The sequence below is a fragment of the Luteimonas sp. A482 genome (genome assembly GCF_054072655.1).
Genome location: NZ_JBSVRO010000001.1, coordinates 396,806 through 414,236 on the forward strand (window position 1 = coordinate 396,806; position 17,431 = coordinate 414,236).

Annotated in this window: 13 protein-coding genes and 1 riboswitch; of the genes, 7 read left to right on the forward strand and 6 right to left on the reverse strand. The window is 70.3% G+C overall.

Going from position 1 to position 17,431, the window contains the following annotated elements:
- Positions 1–15 precede the first annotated feature (15 nt).
- Positions 16–2,226, reverse strand: a complete 2,211-nt coding sequence (locus ACW5DW_RS01770) for a putative bifunctional diguanylate cyclase/phosphodiesterase (protein WP_457016964.1) — start codon at positions 2,224–2,226, stop codon at positions 16–18.
- A 159-nt stretch (positions 2,227–2,385) separates the two neighbouring features.
- Between ACW5DW_RS01770 and ACW5DW_RS01775 the strand changes: the two genes are divergently transcribed.
- Together ACW5DW_RS01775 and ACW5DW_RS01780 are read left to right on the forward strand one after the other, a co-directional pair.
- Positions 2,386–2,931 carry a UPF0149 family protein gene (locus tag ACW5DW_RS01775; protein ID WP_457016966.1) on the forward strand — a complete coding sequence of 182 codons (546 nt, stop codon included), beginning with the start codon at positions 2,386–2,388 and terminating at the stop codon, positions 2,929–2,931.
- A gap of 103 nt (positions 2,932–3,034) precedes the next feature.
- The gene (locus ACW5DW_RS01780; protein WP_457016967.1) at positions 3,035–4,360 is read left to right on the forward strand and encodes an aminopeptidase P N-terminal domain-containing protein; all 1,326 of its coding nucleotides are present in this window, start codon (positions 3,035–3,037) and stop codon (positions 4,358–4,360) included.
- A 117-nt stretch (positions 4,361–4,477) separates the two neighbouring features.
- Here ACW5DW_RS01780 and thrC read toward each other — a convergent pair whose 3' ends face one another.
- The 4 genes from thrC to ACW5DW_RS01800 all read right to left on the reverse strand — a co-directional run bounded on the left by thrC (position 4,478) and on the right by ACW5DW_RS01800 (position 9,894).
- Entirely contained in the window at positions 4,478–5,764 is a 1,287-nt protein-coding gene (gene thrC, locus ACW5DW_RS01785; protein WP_457016968.1) for a threonine synthase, read from the reverse strand.
- A 121-nt stretch (positions 5,765–5,885) separates the two neighbouring features.
- Positions 5,886–6,821 (reverse strand): homoserine kinase, encoded by a 936-nt coding sequence (locus ACW5DW_RS01790; protein ID WP_457016969.1) that lies wholly within the window; start codon positions 6,819–6,821, stop codon positions 5,886–5,888.
- Positions 6,818–9,373 carry a bifunctional aspartate kinase/homoserine dehydrogenase I gene (thrA, locus tag ACW5DW_RS01795; RefSeq protein ID WP_457016970.1) on the reverse strand — a complete coding sequence of 852 codons (2,556 nt, stop codon included), beginning with the start codon at positions 9,371–9,373 and terminating at the stop codon, positions 6,818–6,820. The genes ACW5DW_RS01790 and thrA overlap by 4 nt, the downstream gene beginning before the upstream one ends.
- Positions 9,374–9,462: 89 nt before the next feature.
- A complete protein-coding gene (locus ACW5DW_RS01800) occupies positions 9,463–9,894 on the reverse strand; it encodes a hypothetical protein (RefSeq protein WP_457016972.1) in 432 nt (143 codons plus the stop codon).
- A gap of 16 nt (positions 9,895–9,910) precedes the next feature.
- Between ACW5DW_RS01800 and ACW5DW_RS01805 the strand changes: the two genes are divergently transcribed.
- The 3 genes from ACW5DW_RS01805 to ACW5DW_RS01815 all read left to right on the forward strand — a co-directional run bounded on the left by ACW5DW_RS01805 (position 9,911) and on the right by ACW5DW_RS01815 (position 13,287).
- Positions 9,911–10,102 (forward strand): hypothetical protein, encoded by a 192-nt coding sequence (locus tag ACW5DW_RS01805; protein WP_457016974.1) that lies wholly within the window; start codon positions 9,911–9,913, stop codon positions 10,100–10,102.
- Between the two features lie 227 nt (positions 10,103–10,329).
- A riboswitch (TPP riboswitch) is annotated at positions 10,330–10,437 on the forward strand.
- Positions 10,438–10,508: 71 nt separating this feature from the next.
- The gene (gene thiC, locus ACW5DW_RS01810) at positions 10,509–12,392 is read left to right on the forward strand and encodes a phosphomethylpyrimidine synthase ThiC (protein ID WP_457016976.1); all 1,884 of its coding nucleotides are present in this window, start codon (positions 10,509–10,511) and stop codon (positions 12,390–12,392) included.
- A gap of 301 nt (positions 12,393–12,693) precedes the next feature.
- Entirely contained in the window at positions 12,694–13,287 is a 594-nt protein-coding gene (locus ACW5DW_RS01815) for a DUF4136 domain-containing protein (protein ID WP_457016978.1), read from the forward strand.
- Positions 13,288–13,333: 46 nt separating this feature from the next.
- Here the strand turns inward: ACW5DW_RS01815 and ACW5DW_RS01820 are convergent, their stop codons facing one another.
- On the reverse strand, positions 13,334–13,705 hold the full coding sequence (locus ACW5DW_RS01820; RefSeq protein WP_457016980.1) for a hypothetical protein: 372 nt from the start codon (positions 13,703–13,705) through the stop codon (positions 13,334–13,336).
- Positions 13,706–14,057: 352 nt separating this feature from the next.
- Between ACW5DW_RS01820 and ACW5DW_RS01825 the strand changes: the two genes are divergently transcribed.
- Both ACW5DW_RS01825 and ACW5DW_RS01830 read left to right on the forward strand, forming a co-directional pair.
- Positions 14,058–16,439, forward strand: a complete 2,382-nt coding sequence (locus ACW5DW_RS01825) for a winged helix-turn-helix domain-containing protein (RefSeq protein WP_457016982.1) — start codon at positions 14,058–14,060, stop codon at positions 16,437–16,439.
- A gap of 54 nt (positions 16,440–16,493) precedes the next feature.
- On the forward strand, positions 16,494–17,414 hold the full coding sequence (locus ACW5DW_RS01830; RefSeq protein WP_457016984.1) for a helix-turn-helix transcriptional regulator: 921 nt from the start codon (positions 16,494–16,496) through the stop codon (positions 17,412–17,414).
- Positions 17,415–17,431 lie beyond the last annotated feature (17 nt).

Consider the following 17,431-nt stretch of genomic DNA (forward strand, 5'->3'; position numbering starts at 1 on the left):
GGCCGCGCGGGGCGGTCAAGGCGTGGCCAGCGAGGTCGTGGCGACCTGCGTCCGGGCCGGGCGCCAGTTGCGGATGAAGGCCAGGCAGGCATGTGCTTCCAGCGGCGGCGACAGCCAGTAGCCCTGGATCTCGTTGCAGCGCTGGTCGCGCAGGAAGCGGACCTGGGCATCGGTTTCCACGCCCTCGGCCACCACGTTCAGGCCCAGCGAATGGGCCATGGTGATGACGGTGCTGGTGATCGCGGCGTCTTCCGGGTCGTGGGTGAGATCGCCGATGAAAGCCTTGTCGATCTTGATCGTGGTGATCGGCAGGCGCTTGAGGTAGGCCAGCGAAGAATAGCCGGTGCCGAAATCATCGATCGCCAGCGACACGCCGAGTTCGCGGAACGACTGCAGCTTGGCCGCGGCGTGTTCGGCGTTGGCCATCAGCACGCTCTCGGTCAGCTCCAGCTCCAGCGCGCTGGGGGGCAGGCCGATGTCGGCCAGCACCGCGCTCACCACCTCGGGGAAATCGCCGCGCAGCAGCTGCAAGACCGAGACGTTGACCGAGACGGTCAGTTCGGTCAGGCCGTGCTGGCGCCAGCGCTGCAGGGTCAGGCAGGCCTCGCGCAGCACCCACTCGCCGATTTCCAGGATCAGGCCGCTTTCCTCGGCCATCGGGATGAAATCGCTGGGCGGAATGTCGCCGTGCTCGTCGCTGTGCCAGCGGAGCAGCGCCTCGACGCCGGTGATCCGATCCTCCGCCAGCGCCAGCTGCGGCTGGAACACCAGGCGCAGTTCGGCGCGGTCGAGCACCTTGCGCAAGGCACCGGAAATGGTTGCGCGCTGGCGCACCACCACGTCCATGGCGTCGTCGTAACGCATGAAGGTGCGGCGGCCGGCGGCCTTGGCCTGGTACATGGCGGTGTCGGCCTGCTTGAGCAGCTCGGTCGGCACGTGCGCGTGGTCGGGGTAGAGGCTGATGCCGATCGAGGGCGAGATCGCGATTTCGCGGCGGTCCTCGAGCAGCAGCGGCGCCTCGAAGGCGGTGATGATCTCGCGCGCCACGTGGTCGGCCTCTTCAGGCGAAGCCAGGTTTTCCAGCACCACGGTGAACTCGTCGCCGCCCAGGCGCGCGACGGTGTGGTGCATGCCCACGGTCTGCTGCAGGCGCGCCGCGGCCGCGCGCAGGATGCGGTCGCCGGCGGCGTGGCCGAGCGAATCGTTGACATCCTTGAACCGGTCCAGGTCCAGGAACAGCACCGCGATGCGGTTGTCTTCGCGGTGCGCGCGCACGATCGCGCGCGACAGCCGCTCCGACAGCAGCGAGCGGTTGGGCAGGTTGGTAAGCGTGTCGAAATTGGCCAGGTAGCGCAGCTCCTGCTCGGCGCGCTTCTGCTGGGTGATGTCGTTGAGCACGATCACGTACAGGATCAGCTGGCCGTTCTTGTCGTAGACCGTGCTCGACTCGATATGGCACAGGAACTCCTCGCCGTCCTTGCGGCGCTGCCAGATCTCGCCGTTCCAGCGGCCCTTGCGGCGGATCTGTTCGCGGATGTGCTGATAGAACGCGCCGTCGTGCTGGAGGCTGTCGAGGATCCTGGAGTTGCGCCCGGTCACGTCCCCCTCGTCGTAGCCGGTCATGCGCAGGAAGGCCGGGTTGACCGAGACGAAGTCGAAGTTGCGGTCGACCACCACCACCGCCTCGTTCATGCTGCGCAGCACTTCGCTGGAAATGCGCAGCTCGCGCTCGGCGGCGCGGGTGCCGGTGATGTTCAGCGCGGTGCCGGCGATGCGCAGGATCCTGCCCTGGGCGTCACGCGCCACCACCCGCCCGCGCGCGCGCATCCACACCCAATCCCCTTCGCGCTGGACGCGCAGCTCGGCCAGGAAGCTCTCGTCCTCGCCGGCGAGGTAGGCGGCGATGCGCTGGCGCGCCATCGGCAGGTCGTCGGGATGGATGATGTCGCTGATGTCGACGATGTCCTCGCCGATCCGGCCGTCGGGGTCCTCGTGCGAGTCCAGGGCCAGGCGGTTGATCTTGCCGCTGGCCACGTCGTAGTCCCAGTAGCGCTCGCCGGTGGCCCACAGTGCGAGCTTGAGGCGCTCCTCGCGGTCGCGCAGGCGTGCAAGGTGGGATCGCTCGCTCTGGCGGCGGCGCAGGGTGATGACCACCAGCGCGACCAGCAGCACCGCCACGGCGACGGCCGCGACGATGAGCTGGAGGTCCCCCGGATTGGTCGTCACGCGGCGAACCCCTGCGCGATGCGTTCATGAATGTGCCCGAGTGTAGGCGCCAGCGCAGGCCGGCAACAAGCGCACGCGGGCGCGCCGCCGCTGCGCGCAGCGACATGCAGCAGCGCCGTCGACGTTCTAGACTTGTCCGCCCGCGTCCGGAAATCGCCCGTGCCTCCAGCATTGCCGTCCCTGCAGGAAGTTGAAACCGCAAGCCGCGAGCGCGAGTTGGGCGCCAGCGCGAGCGAGCTGCACGGCGGCCTGTGCGGCTGGCTGGCCGGCGGCGGCAGCGACGGCCCGGACTGGCTGGCGCGGGTGCTGGTCGATGCCGACATCGATCCGGTAGCGCCTGGCGAGGCCTTCGACCGCCTGCGCGAGGCCAGCGTGTCGCAGCTGGAGGACCGCGAATTCGGCTTCGAGCTGCTGCTGCCGGACGTGGAGGCGACGCTGTACGAGCGCAGCGGCGCGCTGTTCGACTGGTGCCGGGGCTTCGTCGGCGCCTTCGGGCTGGCCGCCGGTGCAGCGCCGCCGCTGTCCGACGAGGGCCAGGAGGCGCTGGCCGACCTCGTCCGCCTGGCGGGGGCGGCGCCGGAAGAAGGCGGTGACGAGGAGGATGAGGACGCCCTGGCTGAGATCGAGGAGTACGTCCGCGTCGCGGTGCTGCTGTTGCACGGCGATTGCGCGCTGGGTCCGCGCCACCGCGGGCGACTGAACTAGGGCGCTGCATGAAGATGATGCCTGTTCGTGGCCCGCGGATGTCTGCTGCGGCGATGCGGTGCCTGCCCCGGACACGGCGGGACACGATCGGGGCGGCGCCGTGATGCGCCCGGTCAGCGGAATCTCCGCCCAGGGCTATGCCCGGCGCCGCCGGCAGCTGATGCGGATGGCTGGCGATGACGCCATCCTGGTGCTGCCGGCCGCGCCCGAGCGCATCCGCAGCCGCGACACCCTGTATCCCTATCGGCAGGATTCGGACCTGTGGTACCTGGCCGGCTTCCCCGAACCCGAGGCGGTGCTGGTGATGGTGCCGGGGCGCCGCCACGGCGAGACGCTCCTGTTCTGCCGCGAGCGCGACCCGGAGCGTGAAGGCTGGGACGGCCCGCGCGCCGGGCCCGAGGGCGCGGTCGAGGCCTACGGCATGGATGATTCCTATCCGATCGACGACCTCGACGAGATCCTGCCCGGGCTGCTCGAGGGCCGCACCCGCGTCTACTACCACTTCGGCCGCGACACCGAGTTCGACCTCAAACTGATCGGCTGGCTCAACCGCGTGCGCGCGCAGGTGCGCCTGGGCGCGCAGCCGCCGCACGAGTTCCTCGAGCTGGGCCACCTGCTCGACGAGATGCGCCTGTTCAAGTCACGCGACGAGCTCAAGCTGATGCGCCGCGCGGCGAAGATCAGCGTGCGCGCACACGAAGCGGCGATGCGCGCCGCCGCGCCCGGCATCCACGAGTACGAACTGCAGGCCGAACTCGAGCGCGAGTTCCGTCGTGCCGGTGCGCAGCCTGCCTATGGCAGCATCGTCGGCGCGGGCCTGAACGCCTGCGTGCTGCATTACCACGCCAATTGCGCGCAGGCGCAGGATGGCGAACTGGTGCTGATCGACGCGGGTGCCGAGTACCGCGGCTATGCCGCCGACATCACCCGCACCTTCCCGGTCAATGGCCGCTTCAGCGCCGCGCAGCGGGCGCTGCACGACCTGGTCGACGCCGCCTACGCCGCGGCGCTGGCGCAGGCGCGGCCAGGCGTTCCCTACGAGGCCGGCCACAACGCCGCCGTGGAAACGCTGACCGAAGGGCTGCTGCGCCTCGGCCTGCTCAAGGGCAAGCTCGAGAAGAACGTCGCCGACGGCAACTACCGGCGCTACTACCGGCACAAGACCGGGCACTGGCTGGGCCTGGACGTGCATGACGTGGGCGATTACCGCATCGACGGGCAGTCGCGCCTGCTCGAACCGGGCATGGTGTTCACCATCGAACCGGGCCTCTACATCCCCGCCGACGACACCAGCGTGGCAGCGAAGTGGCGGGGCATCGGCATCCGCACGGAGGACGATGTGGCGATCACCAAGGATGGCCACGAGGTGCTGACCGGAGGCCTCGCACGCAGTGCGGACGAGATCGAGGCGTTCATGGCGGCGCGCTGAGCGCGCACATCAACCTGGCGACTGCGCCTCCCGCCTTGCTCCCTCCCCGCCTGCGGGGGAGGGCCGGGGTGGGGACCACCGCCGCGACGGCCTTCCCGAAGGCTTCCAGCCCGTGTCTCAGCCTTCCAGTAGCGCCCTCAGCGCCCCGTAATCCGCGGGCATCGCCTCCGCGTGCGCCGGCTTCGCCAGGCACTCGGCCAGCGCGGGCGGCGGTTCGACCACGTGTCCCACCAGCGGCTCGACGATGCTCTCGAACTTGGCCGGATGCGCGGTCGCCACGACCGCCCAGGGACGCGTGTCGCCCGACGCGCGCAGGTCCTGCAGCAGCCTGAGCGCGGTGGCGGTATGCGGACAGGCGACGATGCCGTGGCGCGCCGGCGCCTCGCGGACCACCGCGCGGATCGTCGCGTCATCCACCGGCGCCGCGACGAAGGCCGCGCGCAACGCGTCGTCGCTTGCGTGCCAGTGGCGCAGCCGCTCGAAGTTGCTCGGCGCGCCGACGTCCATGGCGTTGGCGAGCGTGGCGCGGGTGGGCTGCGCGGCATAGGCGGCGCCGGCGAAATAGCGCGGCAGGGTGTCGTTGGCATTGCAGGCCAGGCGGATCTCGCCGACCGGCGCGCCCATCGACCGCGCGAGGAAGGCCGCGCTCGCATTGCCGAGGTTCCCGGTCGGGACGATGAAGTTCAGCGGCTGTCCGTGCCCGGCGCGGAAGTGCGACGCGGCGTGCGCGTAGTACGCCGCCTGCGGCAGCAGCCGGCCGAGGCTGATGCTGTTGGCCGAACCCAGCGCAACGCGCGCGCGCAGCGCCTCGTCCGACAGCGCCTGCTTGGCCAGCCGCTGGCAGTCGTCGAAGCTGCCGTCGACGCGGTAGGCGGCGACGTTGTCGCCCCAGCAGCCCAGCCCGTGCGCCTGTCGGGGCGACACCTTGCCGTCGGGGTACAGGATTACGACCCGGAAACCCGGCCGCCGATGGAACGCCGCCGCCACCGCGGCGCCGGTGTCGCCCGAGGTCGCGACCAGGATCGTCGTGGGCGGTGCATCGGGCGCGCGCAGGCCCTCGAGCGCGCGCGCCAGGAAACGCGCGGCGTAGTCCTTGAAGGCGGCCGTGGGCCCATGGAACAGCTCCAGCACGTGGTCGCCGGGACCGGTCAGCGGCCGCAGCGGCGCATCGAACGAGAACGCGTCGCTGCAGATCGCCTCGAGCCGCCCGCGCAGCGCCGAGTCGGCGAAGAACGGTGCCAGGGTGCGCAAGGCCGTTGCCGGCAGGGTCGGCAAGGGCGCGGAAAAATCCACCGACGGAATGGATTCAGGCACGTACAGGCCGCCGTCGGGCGCAAGGCCGGCGACCAGGGCGGCATCGATGGAGGTGGGCGCAACCTGCCCGCGGGTGCTGATGAACTGCATGGGACTCTCGGGGAAGCGGTGGCGGTGAAAGGGTGTGGCTTCGCCGGGATGACGATGTTTTGTCGGGATGGCGGTGTTTCGCGGGGATGACGGTGTTTTGCCGGGATGACGGTGTGTGCGGCTAGCTGGCGATGATCTCGGCACGCGGCGCATCGACCGGCGTGACGTAGGCGCGCGCATCGAATCCCGCGTCGACAAAGCCCTGGCGCATGGCCGGCGCCGCGTTGGCGGCGGCCGCCTGCGAATCGAACCAGGCGAACACGCTGGGACCGCCGCCGGAAATGCTGGCACCCAGTGCGCCGTGCCGGAGCGCGGCGGACTTGACCGCGTCGAACCCCGGGATCAGCGGCGCGCGCCTCGGCTCTACCAGCACATCGTGCAGGCCGTCGCGGATCAGCCCGGCGTCGCCGCGCTGCAGACCCAGCAGAAATTGGGCCAAGTGGGCGGTCTGCTCGACCAGCGCGTGCAGCGGATACGGTTCGGCCAGCGCCGCGCGCGAGCGGCGCGTCTCCAGCACCTGGTCGGGATGGACCACGACCGCATGCAGCCAGGCCGGCACCTCCAGCCGCAGCGCGCGGCTCGCGGTGGCCAGCGCCACGCCGCCCAGCAGCATCGGCGCGACGTTGTCGCCGTGGCGGCTGCCGCTGGAGATCGCCTCGCCTTCCAGCGCAAATCCGTACAGCGCCTCGCGCGGCAGTGGCGCGTCGAGCAGCGCGTTCGCGGCGACCAGGGCTGCCACGCACGATGCCGCCGAGCCGCCAAGCCCGGAGCCGAGCGGGATGCCCTTGTGCAGCGACAGGGCGAAGCCGAACGGCAGCGCCAGCGCTTCACGCAGCGCGATCAGTGCGCCACCGGCGGTATTGTGCGCGGCCTCCAGCGGCAGCTTCTCGATGCCCGCGATGTCGCCTTCGATGGCCTCGATGCGCACCACCGGCTCGTCGATGCGGCGCACCGTGGCCATGTCGCGCGGGCCGTCGATGGCATGGCCGAGCAGGTCAAAGCCGACGCCGATGTTGCCGACGCTGGCCGGTGCGAACGCACGAACGGATGCACTCATGCCTGCACGCCGACGCCGCTGTTGAGGGAGTGCGCGATCGCCAGCACGTCGCCGAACACGCCGGCCGCCGTCACCTGCGGTCCCGCGCCCGGCCCCTGCACGACCAGCGGGTTGCTGGCGTAGCGCTCGGTGGTGAACTGCACCAGGTTGTCGGTCAGCCGCGTGTGGCAGCAGGCGTGCGAGGCGGGCAGGGCGACCACGCCGACGCGCGCGCCGCCTTCGCTGGACAGGTGCGCAATGTGTCGCAGCGACTCGCCCTGCGCCTGCGCCGCTTCGAGCCGCTGCTGCATCGGCGCATCGAGTTCCTCGAGCCTGGCGAGGAACTCGTCGCGCGGCACGCCGCGCAGGGCTTCAGGCACCAGGCTTTCGATCTGCACGTCGTCCAGCGACAGCTCGCGTCCGGACTCGCGCGCCAGGATCACCAGCTTGCGCGCCACGTCCAGGCCTGAGAGGTCGTCGCGCGGATCGGGTTCGGTGTAGCCAAGCTCGCGCGCCTCGCGCACCAACGCCGAGAACGGACGGCTGCCGTCGAAGCTGTTGAACAGCCACGCCAGCGTGCCCGAGAGCATGCCGTCGATTGCCAGCACGATGTCGCCGGTGTCGAGCAGGTTGCGCAGGGTGCTGATCACGGGCAGGCCGGCGCCGACCGTCGCCTCGTACATGAAGCGGCTGCCGCCGCGCCGCGCCTCGCCAATCGCCACATAGCGCTCCCAGTCGCCGCTGCCGGCGTGCTTGCTGGGAGTGACGATGTGGATGCCGGCGGCGAGCCATTCGGGATAGTGCTGCGCGATCGCATCGCTGCCGCTGCAGTCCACGATCAGCGCATGCGGGATGTGCTCGGCGCGGATGTGCGCGGCGAAGGCGCAGGCATCGAAGGCCTGCGTGGTCATCCCGGTCAGGCGCGTCGTTGCCTCGTCGGGATGGATGGCGAAGTGGTCGAGCGCCATGTAGCCGCTGTTGGCGATGCCGCGTAGGCGCAGGTCGACCTGCGAGGTGGCGCGCAGCCGCGGCAGCACCGCCGACATCTGCGACAGCAGCGCACGCCCGACCTGGCCGGGACCGATCAGGCCCACCGACACCGTTTGCGGCGACAGCCAGAACGCCGAATGCGTGGCGCGCAGCGCGCGCGTGGCATCGGCATCGGCGATCGCCACCGAGATGTTGCGCTCGCTGGCGCCCTGCGCGATCGCGCGGATGTTGACGCGAGCTTGCGCCAGCGCCGAGAACAGGCGCGCGGCCACGCCGGGGATGCCGACCATGCCGTCGCCGACCGCGGCCAGGATCGCGATGCTGCGGGTCAGGTGCACCGTCTGCGTCTGGGTGTCGGCGATGGCATCGGCGAATGCCGCCTCGACCGCGGCGCGGGCGCGCTCGACCTGGCTGTCGCGGACCACGCAGCAGATCGAATGCTCGGACGATCCCTGCGAGATCATCACCACCGACACGCCGGCGCGATGCAGCGCGGCGAAGAGTTTTTCCGCGGTGCCGGGCACGCCGACCATGCCGTTGCCGGCCAGCTCCAGCACCGCCATGTCGCGGACGATGGTCAGGCCCTTGACCGGCGACAGCGCTGCGTCGCCTGCCGGATTCTCGGCAAGGATCCAGGTGCCCGGCGCGCCGGGGTTGAGCGTGTTGCGGATGCACAGCGGGATGCTGCGCGACTGCACCGGCGCCATGGTCTGCGGATGCAGCACCTTGGCGCCGAAGTAGGCCAGTTCGCAGGCCTCGGCGTAGGACATCGTCGGCAGCACGATCGCGTCGGGGACCAAGCGCGGATCGGCCGACAGCACGCCGTCCACGTCGGTCCAGATCAGCAGTTCGCTGGCGTCGAACAGGTTGGCGAAGATCGCGGCGGAATAGTCGCTGCCGTTGCGGCCGAGGGTGGTGCACTGGCCGGCTGCGTTGCAGGCGATGAAGCCGGTGACGACCACGCGCTGCGGCAGGTTGCGCGCGCGCCAGTCGGCGAAGCGTTCGCGCGAGGCCTCCCAGTCCACGCCCACGCCCATGTCGCCCGGATGCACGACCAGCACTTCGCGCGCGTCCAAGCGCTGCCAGCCGCCGGATTCGCCGCCGAGCGCCGTCTGCACCAGGCGCGAGGACACCAGTTCGCCAAGCCCGTGCACCTGCGCGATGACCGGCGCGGTGTCGCCGGTCGTCGAGGCGAGGGCAAGCAGGTCGTCGCGCAGGCCGTCGAAGTCGCGCGCGACCGCATCGCGCAGCCCATGGCGGCCGTCGGGATCGAGTTCGTCGGCGGTGGACAGGTGGCGCTCGCGCAGCGACGACCAGTCGCCGCTCCAGTCCTGCCCGGAGGCGGCCTGCGTGGCCATCGCCACCAGCGCATTGGTGGTGCCCGCCATCGCCGAGACCACGACCACGCGTACATCCGCGCCGTCGTCGACCAGCGGTGCCAGCCCCGTGATGCGCGCGGAATCGGCCACGCTGCTGCCGCCGAACTTGTGGACGCGCGTGGTGGACGCGGGCTGCAGCGCCGAAAGCACGGACGAGGCGGCGGAGGCGACGGCGTCACCGAGGATTTGTGATGCGGACGACATGCTCTGGAAGCTCCGGTTGGGCTCCGCGTCCGGTCGAGGTGGAGGCCGTGCGGCCCGCACCCGGATCGGGTGCGGAGCGGCGTGGTCGATCAATCCTGCACGCGCGTCCGCACCCCGGCCCGAATGGTGCCGGTGGTGGTAATGACCGTCGCAATCGCAACCGCCTGCGCGCAGGGCGCAGCGTTGCGGGGCGTGACGATGGTGTGGACGTGCGACATGGCCGCCATGAATACCGGACGATGATGCAGCGCGTCAAGGCGCAGTTTGATTGCATCGGGAACCATCAAGCTGGGCGAGAAGACAGTGCCGCGTGTGGAGGACACATTCGTTTCGGCAGCCGCCATCGGCTGCTGTTCAACTATTTCCGCTACGCCGAGGATCGCGGCTACGCCCTGGGCGAGGACATCGACCTGGGTGACACCACGATTGCGGCCGGGACCACCGCGTCCCTCGATACCGAGTTCGACATGGGCGGCGCGGTCTACGATTTCGCGGTGGTCGAAAAGCCCGACCACCAGCATCGGCCTGCAGATCTGCGTGCAGCGCGCACGCCTGGCCGCGGAACTGCGTGCCGACAGCGACGGCGAACGCTACACCGCGCGCGAGTCCGAGAGCGGCACCGCGCCCGTGGTCGGCGTACGCCTCGGCTTCAATACCCAGGACCAGCGCTGGCGCTTCGTCCTCCAGGGCCAGTACCTGGGCGCAGACTGGGGCGATTTCGACGACTAAGAGGGCGACCTGAGCCGCGCCAATGCGCTGGTCGAATATCGCTTCACCGACAACTTCGGCCTGTACGCCGGCTACGACTGGCGCAAGCTCAACCTGCGCCAGCAAGGTGCCGACGGCTCCATCGGGATCGACCAGCGCTTCCGCGGATCGATGGCCGGCGCGACCCTGGCGTTCTGAGGTTCGGCGATCGCCACGGCTGGCGCCCGCGCGGCGCCCGCGGTCTAATGGCCACGAAGCGGGGGTATCCGCGGGCGCCTGGCGCCCAGTGGATTGAGACAGTCCCTTCGAACCTGATCCGGTTGATACCGGCGTAGGGAAGCTTCGCGGCGACGTCCCATGCGGGGCGTCCGCGTCTTCGCTTCGTTCCGTGCCGCGAATTCCTCGCGGCCGCCCAAGGACGACGCCGATGAACGCCATTCCCGAAGCCGCTTCGCTGGTCCAGCAGGCCGGAGACCTCTCCGCATCCGTCACCCGGCCGATCCCGGGGTCGCGCAAGGTCTTCGTCCACGGTGCGAACCCGGACGTGCGCGTTCCCATGCGCGAGATCGCGCAGACGCGCACGCCGAGCCTGTTCGGTGGCGAGGACAATCCGCCGATCACGGTCTACGACACCTCCGGCCCGTACACCGATCCGGAGGCCCGCATCGACCTGTCCGCCGGGTTGTCACCGCTGCGCGCGCGCTGGATCGAGGCACGTGGGGATACGTCGCTGCTGCCGGCGCCGAGTTCGGACTTCGGACGTGCCCGCGGGGAAGGCGCGAAGCTGGACGCGGTGCGCTTTCCCAACCGCGTGCTGCCCAGGCGCGCCAGGCCCGGCGCCAACGTCACCCAGATGCACTACGCCCGCCGCGGCATCGTCACCGCGGAGATGGAGTTCGTGGCGATCCGCGAGAACCAGCGCCTCGAAGCGGTGCGCGACGCGGGCCTGCTTGCCCAGCACGCGGGGCAGTCGTTCGGCGCCAGCATCCCGGCCACCGTCACCCCGGAGTTCGTACGCGATGAGATCGCCCGTGGCCGCGCGATCCTGCCCTGCAACATCAACCATCCCGAAAGCGAGCCGATGATCATCGGCCGCAACTTCCTGACCAAGATCAACGCCAACATCGGCAACTCGGCCGTGTCCTCCGGCATTGCCGAAGAAGTGGAAAAGCTGGTCTGGGCGATCCGCTGGGGCGCGGACAACGTGATGGACCTGTCCACCGGCAAGCACATCCACGAGACCCGCGAGTGGATCATCCGCAACTCGCCCGTCCCCATCGGCACGGTGCCGATCTACCAGGCGCTGGAGAAGGTCGACGGCCGCGCCGAGGAGCTGACCTGGGAGATCTTCCGCGACACGCTCATCGAACAGGCCGAGCAGGGCGTGGACTACTTCACCATCCACGCCGGCGTGCTGCTGCGCTACGTGCCGCTGACCGCCAAGCGCGTGACCGGCATCGTCAGCCGCGGCGGCTCGATCATGGCCAAGTGGTGCCTGGCCCACCATCGCGAGAGCTTCCTCTACGAGCACTTCGAGGACATCTGCGAGATCATGAAGGCCTACGACGTGGCCTTCTCGCTGGGCGACGGCCTGCGCCCGGGCTGCATCGCCGATGCCAACGACGCGGCCCAGTTCGGCGAGCTGGAGACGCTGGGCGAGCTGACGAAGATCGCCTGGAAGCACGACGTGCAGACCATGGTCGAAGGCCCCGGCCACGTGCCGATGCAGCTGATCAAGGAGAACATGGACAAGCAGCTGGCCGAGTGCGGCGAGGCGCCTTTCTACACACTGGGGCCGCTGACCACCGACATTGCGCCCGGCTACGACCACATCACCAGCGCGATCGGTGCAGCCATGATCGGCTGGTACGGCTGCGCGATGCTCTGCTACGTCACGCCCAAGGAGCACCTGGGCCTGCCCAATCGCCAGGACGTGCGCGACGGCATCATGGCCTACCGGATCGCGGCCCATGCCGCCGACCTGGCCAAGGGCCACCCCGGCGCGCAGCTGCGCGACAACGCGCTGTCGAAGGCACGCTTCGAGTTCCGCTGGGAGGACCAGTTCCACCTGGGGCTGGATCCGGAGAAGGCGAAGGAGTTCCACGACGAGACCCTGCCCAAGGACGCGCACAAGCTGGCCCACTTCTGCTCGATGTGCGGCCCGCACTTCTGCTCGATGAAGATCACCCAGGACGTACGCGACTACGCGGCCGCGGAAGGCCTGGCGGCCACGCAGGCGCTGGAGGCCGGCATGGCGGCCAAGTCGGCGGAGTTCCGCGAACAGGGCGCGGAGGTATACGGGCCCGGCTGACGGCGGTGCAGCGCACGACCCGGCCGCAGGCCTGATCCAGCCGCTTGCACTACGGCCCGCCTCCCGAATGGGAGACGACCCGAAAAAAAGGCGCCGGGACCGGCGCCTCAAACAGCTATCGGAGAGAGAGTCGCCCCGGTCGAGTGGCCGGGCTGGTGATGCAAGCCTGGCGCATCGCGGGTCATGGCGATGTGCACGCCATCGGTTGGCCGCGAAGGCCGGGGTATGCCCGCGCCGATTTGTTCACTCGGCGTAGCAGGAGGCATGCTAGCGTCAGCCGGACCAACAGGAGGCCTTGCCCATGAGTACCTTTCGCGTTGCTGCACGCGTGCTGGGGCTGGCCGCCCTGGTCCTGCTTGCCGCCTGCGCCACCGGCCCGCGCATCACGACCGAGGCCGATCCGGAAGCCGATTTCAGCCGCTACCGCACCTTCGGCTTCTATTCGCCGCTGGCGATCGAACCGCATGGCTACAGCTCCGCCGCAACCGAGCGCATGAAGGACGCGGCGCGCGCGCAGATGGAGTCGCTTGGCTACGTGTTCACGACCGAGCGGCCGGACCTGTGGCTGAACATCAACGCCCACACCCAGCAGCGCACCGACGTGACCTCGATGCCCACGGTCGACTACGCCTACTACTACAGCTATCGCGCCCGCGGCTATTACGTCGTGCCCTACTGGCGCGACCGCACCGACGTGCATCGCTACACCGAGGGCACGCTCAACGTGGACCTGATCGACGTCGAGCGCAACCGGCTGGTGTGGGAAGGCATCGCGGTCGGCCGCGTCGGCCGGACCAAGGATCCGGCCGCACGGGCCGCGCGCATCGACAGCACGATGGCGGAGATCTTCGCGCAGTATCCGTATCGCGCCGGCTTGGTGCCCGCGCCGAGGTGATCGACGCGGATCCCGGTCTGCCCGCGATTCCACGGGCAGGGCGGGGTCAGCGGCTGCGGTTGAGCCGCGCCTGGCGCTCGTAGGCGGTCGCGTCGATGAGATCGACCGAGTGCACGTCGCAGCTACGGTTGGCCGCATGCACCGAGGAGCCTGTGGGGCACAGGAGGTTGGCCTGCCCGTTGGTCTGCACCTGCACCTTCGAGCTTCGCGCCATCGCCTGGCAGCTGCCGTTGAAAGCAACGCGGTAGTGCTCGTCGCCATCCTTGAGCAGCAGTTGCTTGGCTTCGGCGCCGCGCGTGCCTTGGTGGGCGCTGGACAGTGAAACGCAGTCCGGGAGCGTTCCGGCCTCTTTTGCCGCTGCGGGAAGCACGGAGCAGACGGCCAGGATGGTGCCGAACGTGATTGCGATGGTCTTCATGGCGTGGCCTCTTGGGGTGGGGAACACCTGCAGGCTAGGCCGCCGCTGGCCAGCGCGAATCTGCAGGAAGTGCCCGTGACCAGCGGCAGAGGTTGCGGCCGGAAGCTGCAAACGTTGCGTGCTAGCAGCGCAAATCCGCTGCATCGGGATCCGTACCCGCAGGAGAAGTGTTGCCCCTGAAACCTGCTTGCCGCGCAGGCGCAGGCCCCACCAATGACACATGCAGTGCGCCGTGTGCGGTGACAGTCTGCAATTCCTGTTCCCACGGGCCGCGCCGCGAACGCATGCGCCGTCAGGTCACCACTTTTACTCGTCCCGATGTGCCGGCGCCGACCGGCGCGGTCGGCGACGCATGATCCGCCCGTCCGCCTTGCGGTTGCGCGTGCTGGACTGCGAGGTCGACACGATCCGGCGCGTGGTGACACGCACCGATGGCGGCGAGGGGCGCAGGCTCACCCACAAGGCGCTGCAGGTGCTGGTGGTGCTGGTGGAACGGCAGGGCGGCGTCGTCACCCGCGATGCCATGTTCGAACAGGTCTGGCCAGACACGATGCCGACCGACGATGTGCTGACCCAGGCCATCACCCAGTTGCGCAAGGCGTTTGGCGACGACCGCGACGCGCCGCGCTACATCGAGACCATCTCCAAGACCGGCTACCGCCTGCTGGCGCCTGCGCAGTGGCTGGACTGTGAGGTCAGCGCGGATCCCGGCGATGCGGCAGGGCAGGCGCCGACCCTGCCAGCCCATGACGCGACCCTGGCGCCCGACCCGGGTCCGTCCGGACCATCGCCCTCCGACCGAGCGCTTCCCGCGCAAGCCTCGCCGCGGCGGCGGTACAGGCTGGCTGCATCCGCGCTCGTCGCCGGCTTCGTGCTGTTGCTGTCTGGCGTCGCCATGGCGCTGTGGGCGCTGTCCACGGGCGACCCTGCGGCCGCAGTGCCGGCGGAGGACGTGCATCCGGTGCTTGAGCTCGGCTACCGCGCGATCACCTCCACCCCGGGCCAGGAGCGCCTGCCCGCGCTGTCGCCGGACGGCACGACTGTCGCGTTCGCCCAGGCCGGCGCCCAGGGCGGCAGCGCACTCATGCTGCAGCCCGTGGCGCAGTCCCCGGCCCGCGCGCTCACCCTGCCAGCGTCTGGAGAGGCCGACACCATGCCGGTGTGGTCGCGCGACGGCACGCGCATCGCCTTCGTGCGCGTATCGCCCGGCGCGTGCCGGTTCATGCTGGTGGCCGCCAGCGGCGGCGCGCCGCGCGAAGCCGGGCCATGCCTGCATGGCAGCTGGTCGCAGTTCGACTGGACGCCGGACGGCCGCGGCCTGGTGATGGGTGGTCCGCGCGCGGCCGGCGAGGCCAGTGCGCCGCTGCAGCAGCTCGACTTCGCAAGCGGGCAATGGCGGGCACTGGCGTATGCGATCGGCGATGGCGATGTCGACCAGCTGCCGCGCTACTCGCCCGACGGGCGCTGGCTGGTGTTCCGTCGCAACGTGTCGCTGGCCGACCTGTGGATCATGCCGGCCGAGGGCGGCACGCCGCGCCCGCTGACGCAACTGCGCGGCGACATCCGCGGCTGGGACTGGCTGCCCGATGGCAGCGGCCTGGTGCTCAGCCACGTGGCCGGCGACGCCGCGCTGTGGCTGCTGCGCCTGTCCGACGCCGCCATGCTGCCGCTGTCGCGGTTGCCGATGGGCAATGCGGTGCATCCGGACATCGCCGCGGATGCCTGGTCGATGGTGTTCGAGATCGACCAGTCGCGCAGCGGCCTGTTCCGCGCGCGCATCGATGGCCATGGCGATCCGGCGCCCGAGCCGGTGTTCGCGTCCAGCGGGGTGGACATGCTGCCGGCGCTTTCGCCCGACGGCCAGACGCTGGCCTTCCTGTCGGATCGCTCGATGTCGGTGCAGCTGTGGCTGGGCGATGTCGACCAGCCCGCCACGCTGCGCGCGGTCGAGGGCCTGCAGCCGCTGCCGCGGCATCCGCCGGTGTGGTCGGACGATGGCCGCCGCCTGCTGGTGCTGGGCCGCACCGCCGACGGCGATCGCCTGTTCGAGGTGGAAGCGGCCACCGGTCGCGTGCAGCTGCTGCCGGTGCCGGCGGCGCGTCCGGTGTTTGCCGCGTATGCCGACCAGCCGGGCCGGCTGCTGGTGGGCGTGGACGGTGGCCAGGGCCGCGTACGCCTGGTGTTGTACGCGCGCCACGGCTGGCGCGAACTGGCCGGCGAGGACGACGTTGGTCTCGCCCGCTACGACGCCGGCACCGGCGCAGTACTGTTCACCCGCCCATCGACACCCGGCCTGTGGCGCGCGGATGCATCGCTGCGCGGCAGTGCCCGGATCGCCGACACCCTGCCCGAACCACAGCATTACCGGCACTGGGGCATGCACGGCGGTCGCGCATATTCAATCGGCCCCGACAGCGACTGCGCCACGCCCTGGCGGCCGCTGCTGCCGGGTGTCGGCGATGCCGGGCGAGGCAGCTGCATCTCGCGCGACGGCATCGCGGTCGGTGGATCGCCCGCGGTGGATGCGCAAGGAGGCAGGGTGTACCTGGGCCTGCCGATGTCGCAGAACATCGACATCGGCTGGGCCGAGCTGCCGCAGGGCGTGGACGCAGCGGCGCTCGGGACGCCCGGACCCGCCGCAGCCGTGGCGGAAGTCATGGGGCGCAGGGCACGGAGCATGACTTTCGGATGCGCCGCGGCGCAATGTCGGCACGATTTCGTGCTGGTTTCCTGAGTTTCGGATCCGCTCGCGTCAAACAGGTGGCTGGATTCCGCACAGGAGACAGCCATGCAGATGCAGACGATCTGGAGCGATCGCGGCGGCGCACATGCCGCAGGCGGACAGTTGCCAGGCGATGATCTTCCCGTATTGATGATGGCCAGCCGCGGCGGCAGCCTCGCCATCGCGGACGCCGCGGCCAGCGCCTGGATGGTGCTGCGCGGCAGCGCCGGGATCGACTGCCGCGAAGGCCGCTTCGTGCTCTCGCGCGGCCAGTGGATCGTGCTCGAGCGCGACTCGCGGCCGCTGCTGCACACGGCGGTCGATGGGCTGGTTGTCGGCGTTGCGCTGTCGCCACGGATGCAGGCTATGGCTGCGGTGGAAGGCGGGCTGTTCCCGGGCCTGGGCACGATGGCCGCGGGCGCCCGCCACGCCGCGTTGCGCCTGTGGCGCCGCTGCGCGCAGTTCATGCGCAACAGGACCGGACAACACGAGGTCGAGCGCCTGCGGATCGAGCCGCTGCTGCGCCTGCTGGCCTCGCAGCAGACGGGCTTCCGCGAACTGGTCGACCGCTGCCCGGGCCGCTCGCTGCGGCGCCGGCGGCAGGTGTTCGCGCGCATGCAGCGCGCCTGGCTGTACATGGCCGGCAACCTCGACCGTCCGGTACGGATTCCCGAACTCGCCGGGCTGGGCAGCGTCTCGGTCTGGTACTTCACCAAGACCTTCCAGACGCTCTACGGCGAAGGGCCCCAGGCTGCATCGACCCGACTGCGCCTGGTGCACGCGGCGCGGCTGCTGCGCGGCACGCGGCTGTCCGTGGGCGAAGCGGGTGCGGCCTGCGGTTTCGAGAACAACTGCAGCTTCTCGCGTGCCTTCCGCGCGCGCTTCGGCATGCCGCCCTCGCGCTACCGGCTGCACGGAGCCGGGACGCCACACGCGGCAAACCGGGCCGGCATGTGGGGCCAAGCGACGCAGGCATGGGGTCCGTAACGTCGTCGATGCGTTTA

What these genes read in the sequence shown, in the direction of transcription:
- ACW5DW_RS01780 (WP_457016967.1), top strand. Translation starts at nt 3,035, where the DNA reads ATGCGCCCGGTCAGCGGAATCTCCGCCCAGGGCTATGCCCGGCGCCGC.
- thrC (WP_457016968.1), bottom strand. Translation starts at nt 5,764, where the DNA reads ATGCAGTTCATCAGCACCCGCGGGCAGGTTGCGCCCACCTCCATCGAT.
- ACW5DW_RS01790 (WP_457016969.1), bottom strand. Translation starts at nt 6,821, where the DNA reads ATGAGTGCATCCGTTCGTGCGTTCGCACCGGCCAGCGTCGGCAACATC.
- thrA (WP_457016970.1), bottom strand. Translation starts at nt 9,373, where the DNA reads ATGTCGTCCGCATCACAAATCCTCGGTGACGCCGTCGCCTCCGCCGCC.
- ACW5DW_RS01800 (WP_457016972.1), bottom strand. Translation starts at nt 9,894, where the DNA reads ATGCTGGTGGTCGGGCTTTTCGACCACCGCGAAATCGTAGACCGCGCC.
- thiC (WP_457016976.1), top strand. Translation starts at nt 10,509, where the DNA reads ATGAACGCCATTCCCGAAGCCGCTTCGCTGGTCCAGCAGGCCGGAGAC.
- ACW5DW_RS01815 (WP_457016978.1), top strand. Translation starts at nt 12,694, where the DNA reads ATGAGTACCTTTCGCGTTGCTGCACGCGTGCTGGGGCTGGCCGCCCTG.
- ACW5DW_RS01820 (WP_457016980.1), bottom strand. Translation starts at nt 13,705, where the DNA reads ATGAAGACCATCGCAATCACGTTCGGCACCATCCTGGCCGTCTGCTCC.
- ACW5DW_RS01825 (WP_457016982.1), top strand. Translation starts at nt 14,058, where the DNA reads ATGATCCGCCCGTCCGCCTTGCGGTTGCGCGTGCTGGACTGCGAGGTC.
- ACW5DW_RS01830 (WP_457016984.1), top strand. Translation starts at nt 16,494, where the DNA reads ATGCAGATGCAGACGATCTGGAGCGATCGCGGCGGCGCACATGCCGCA.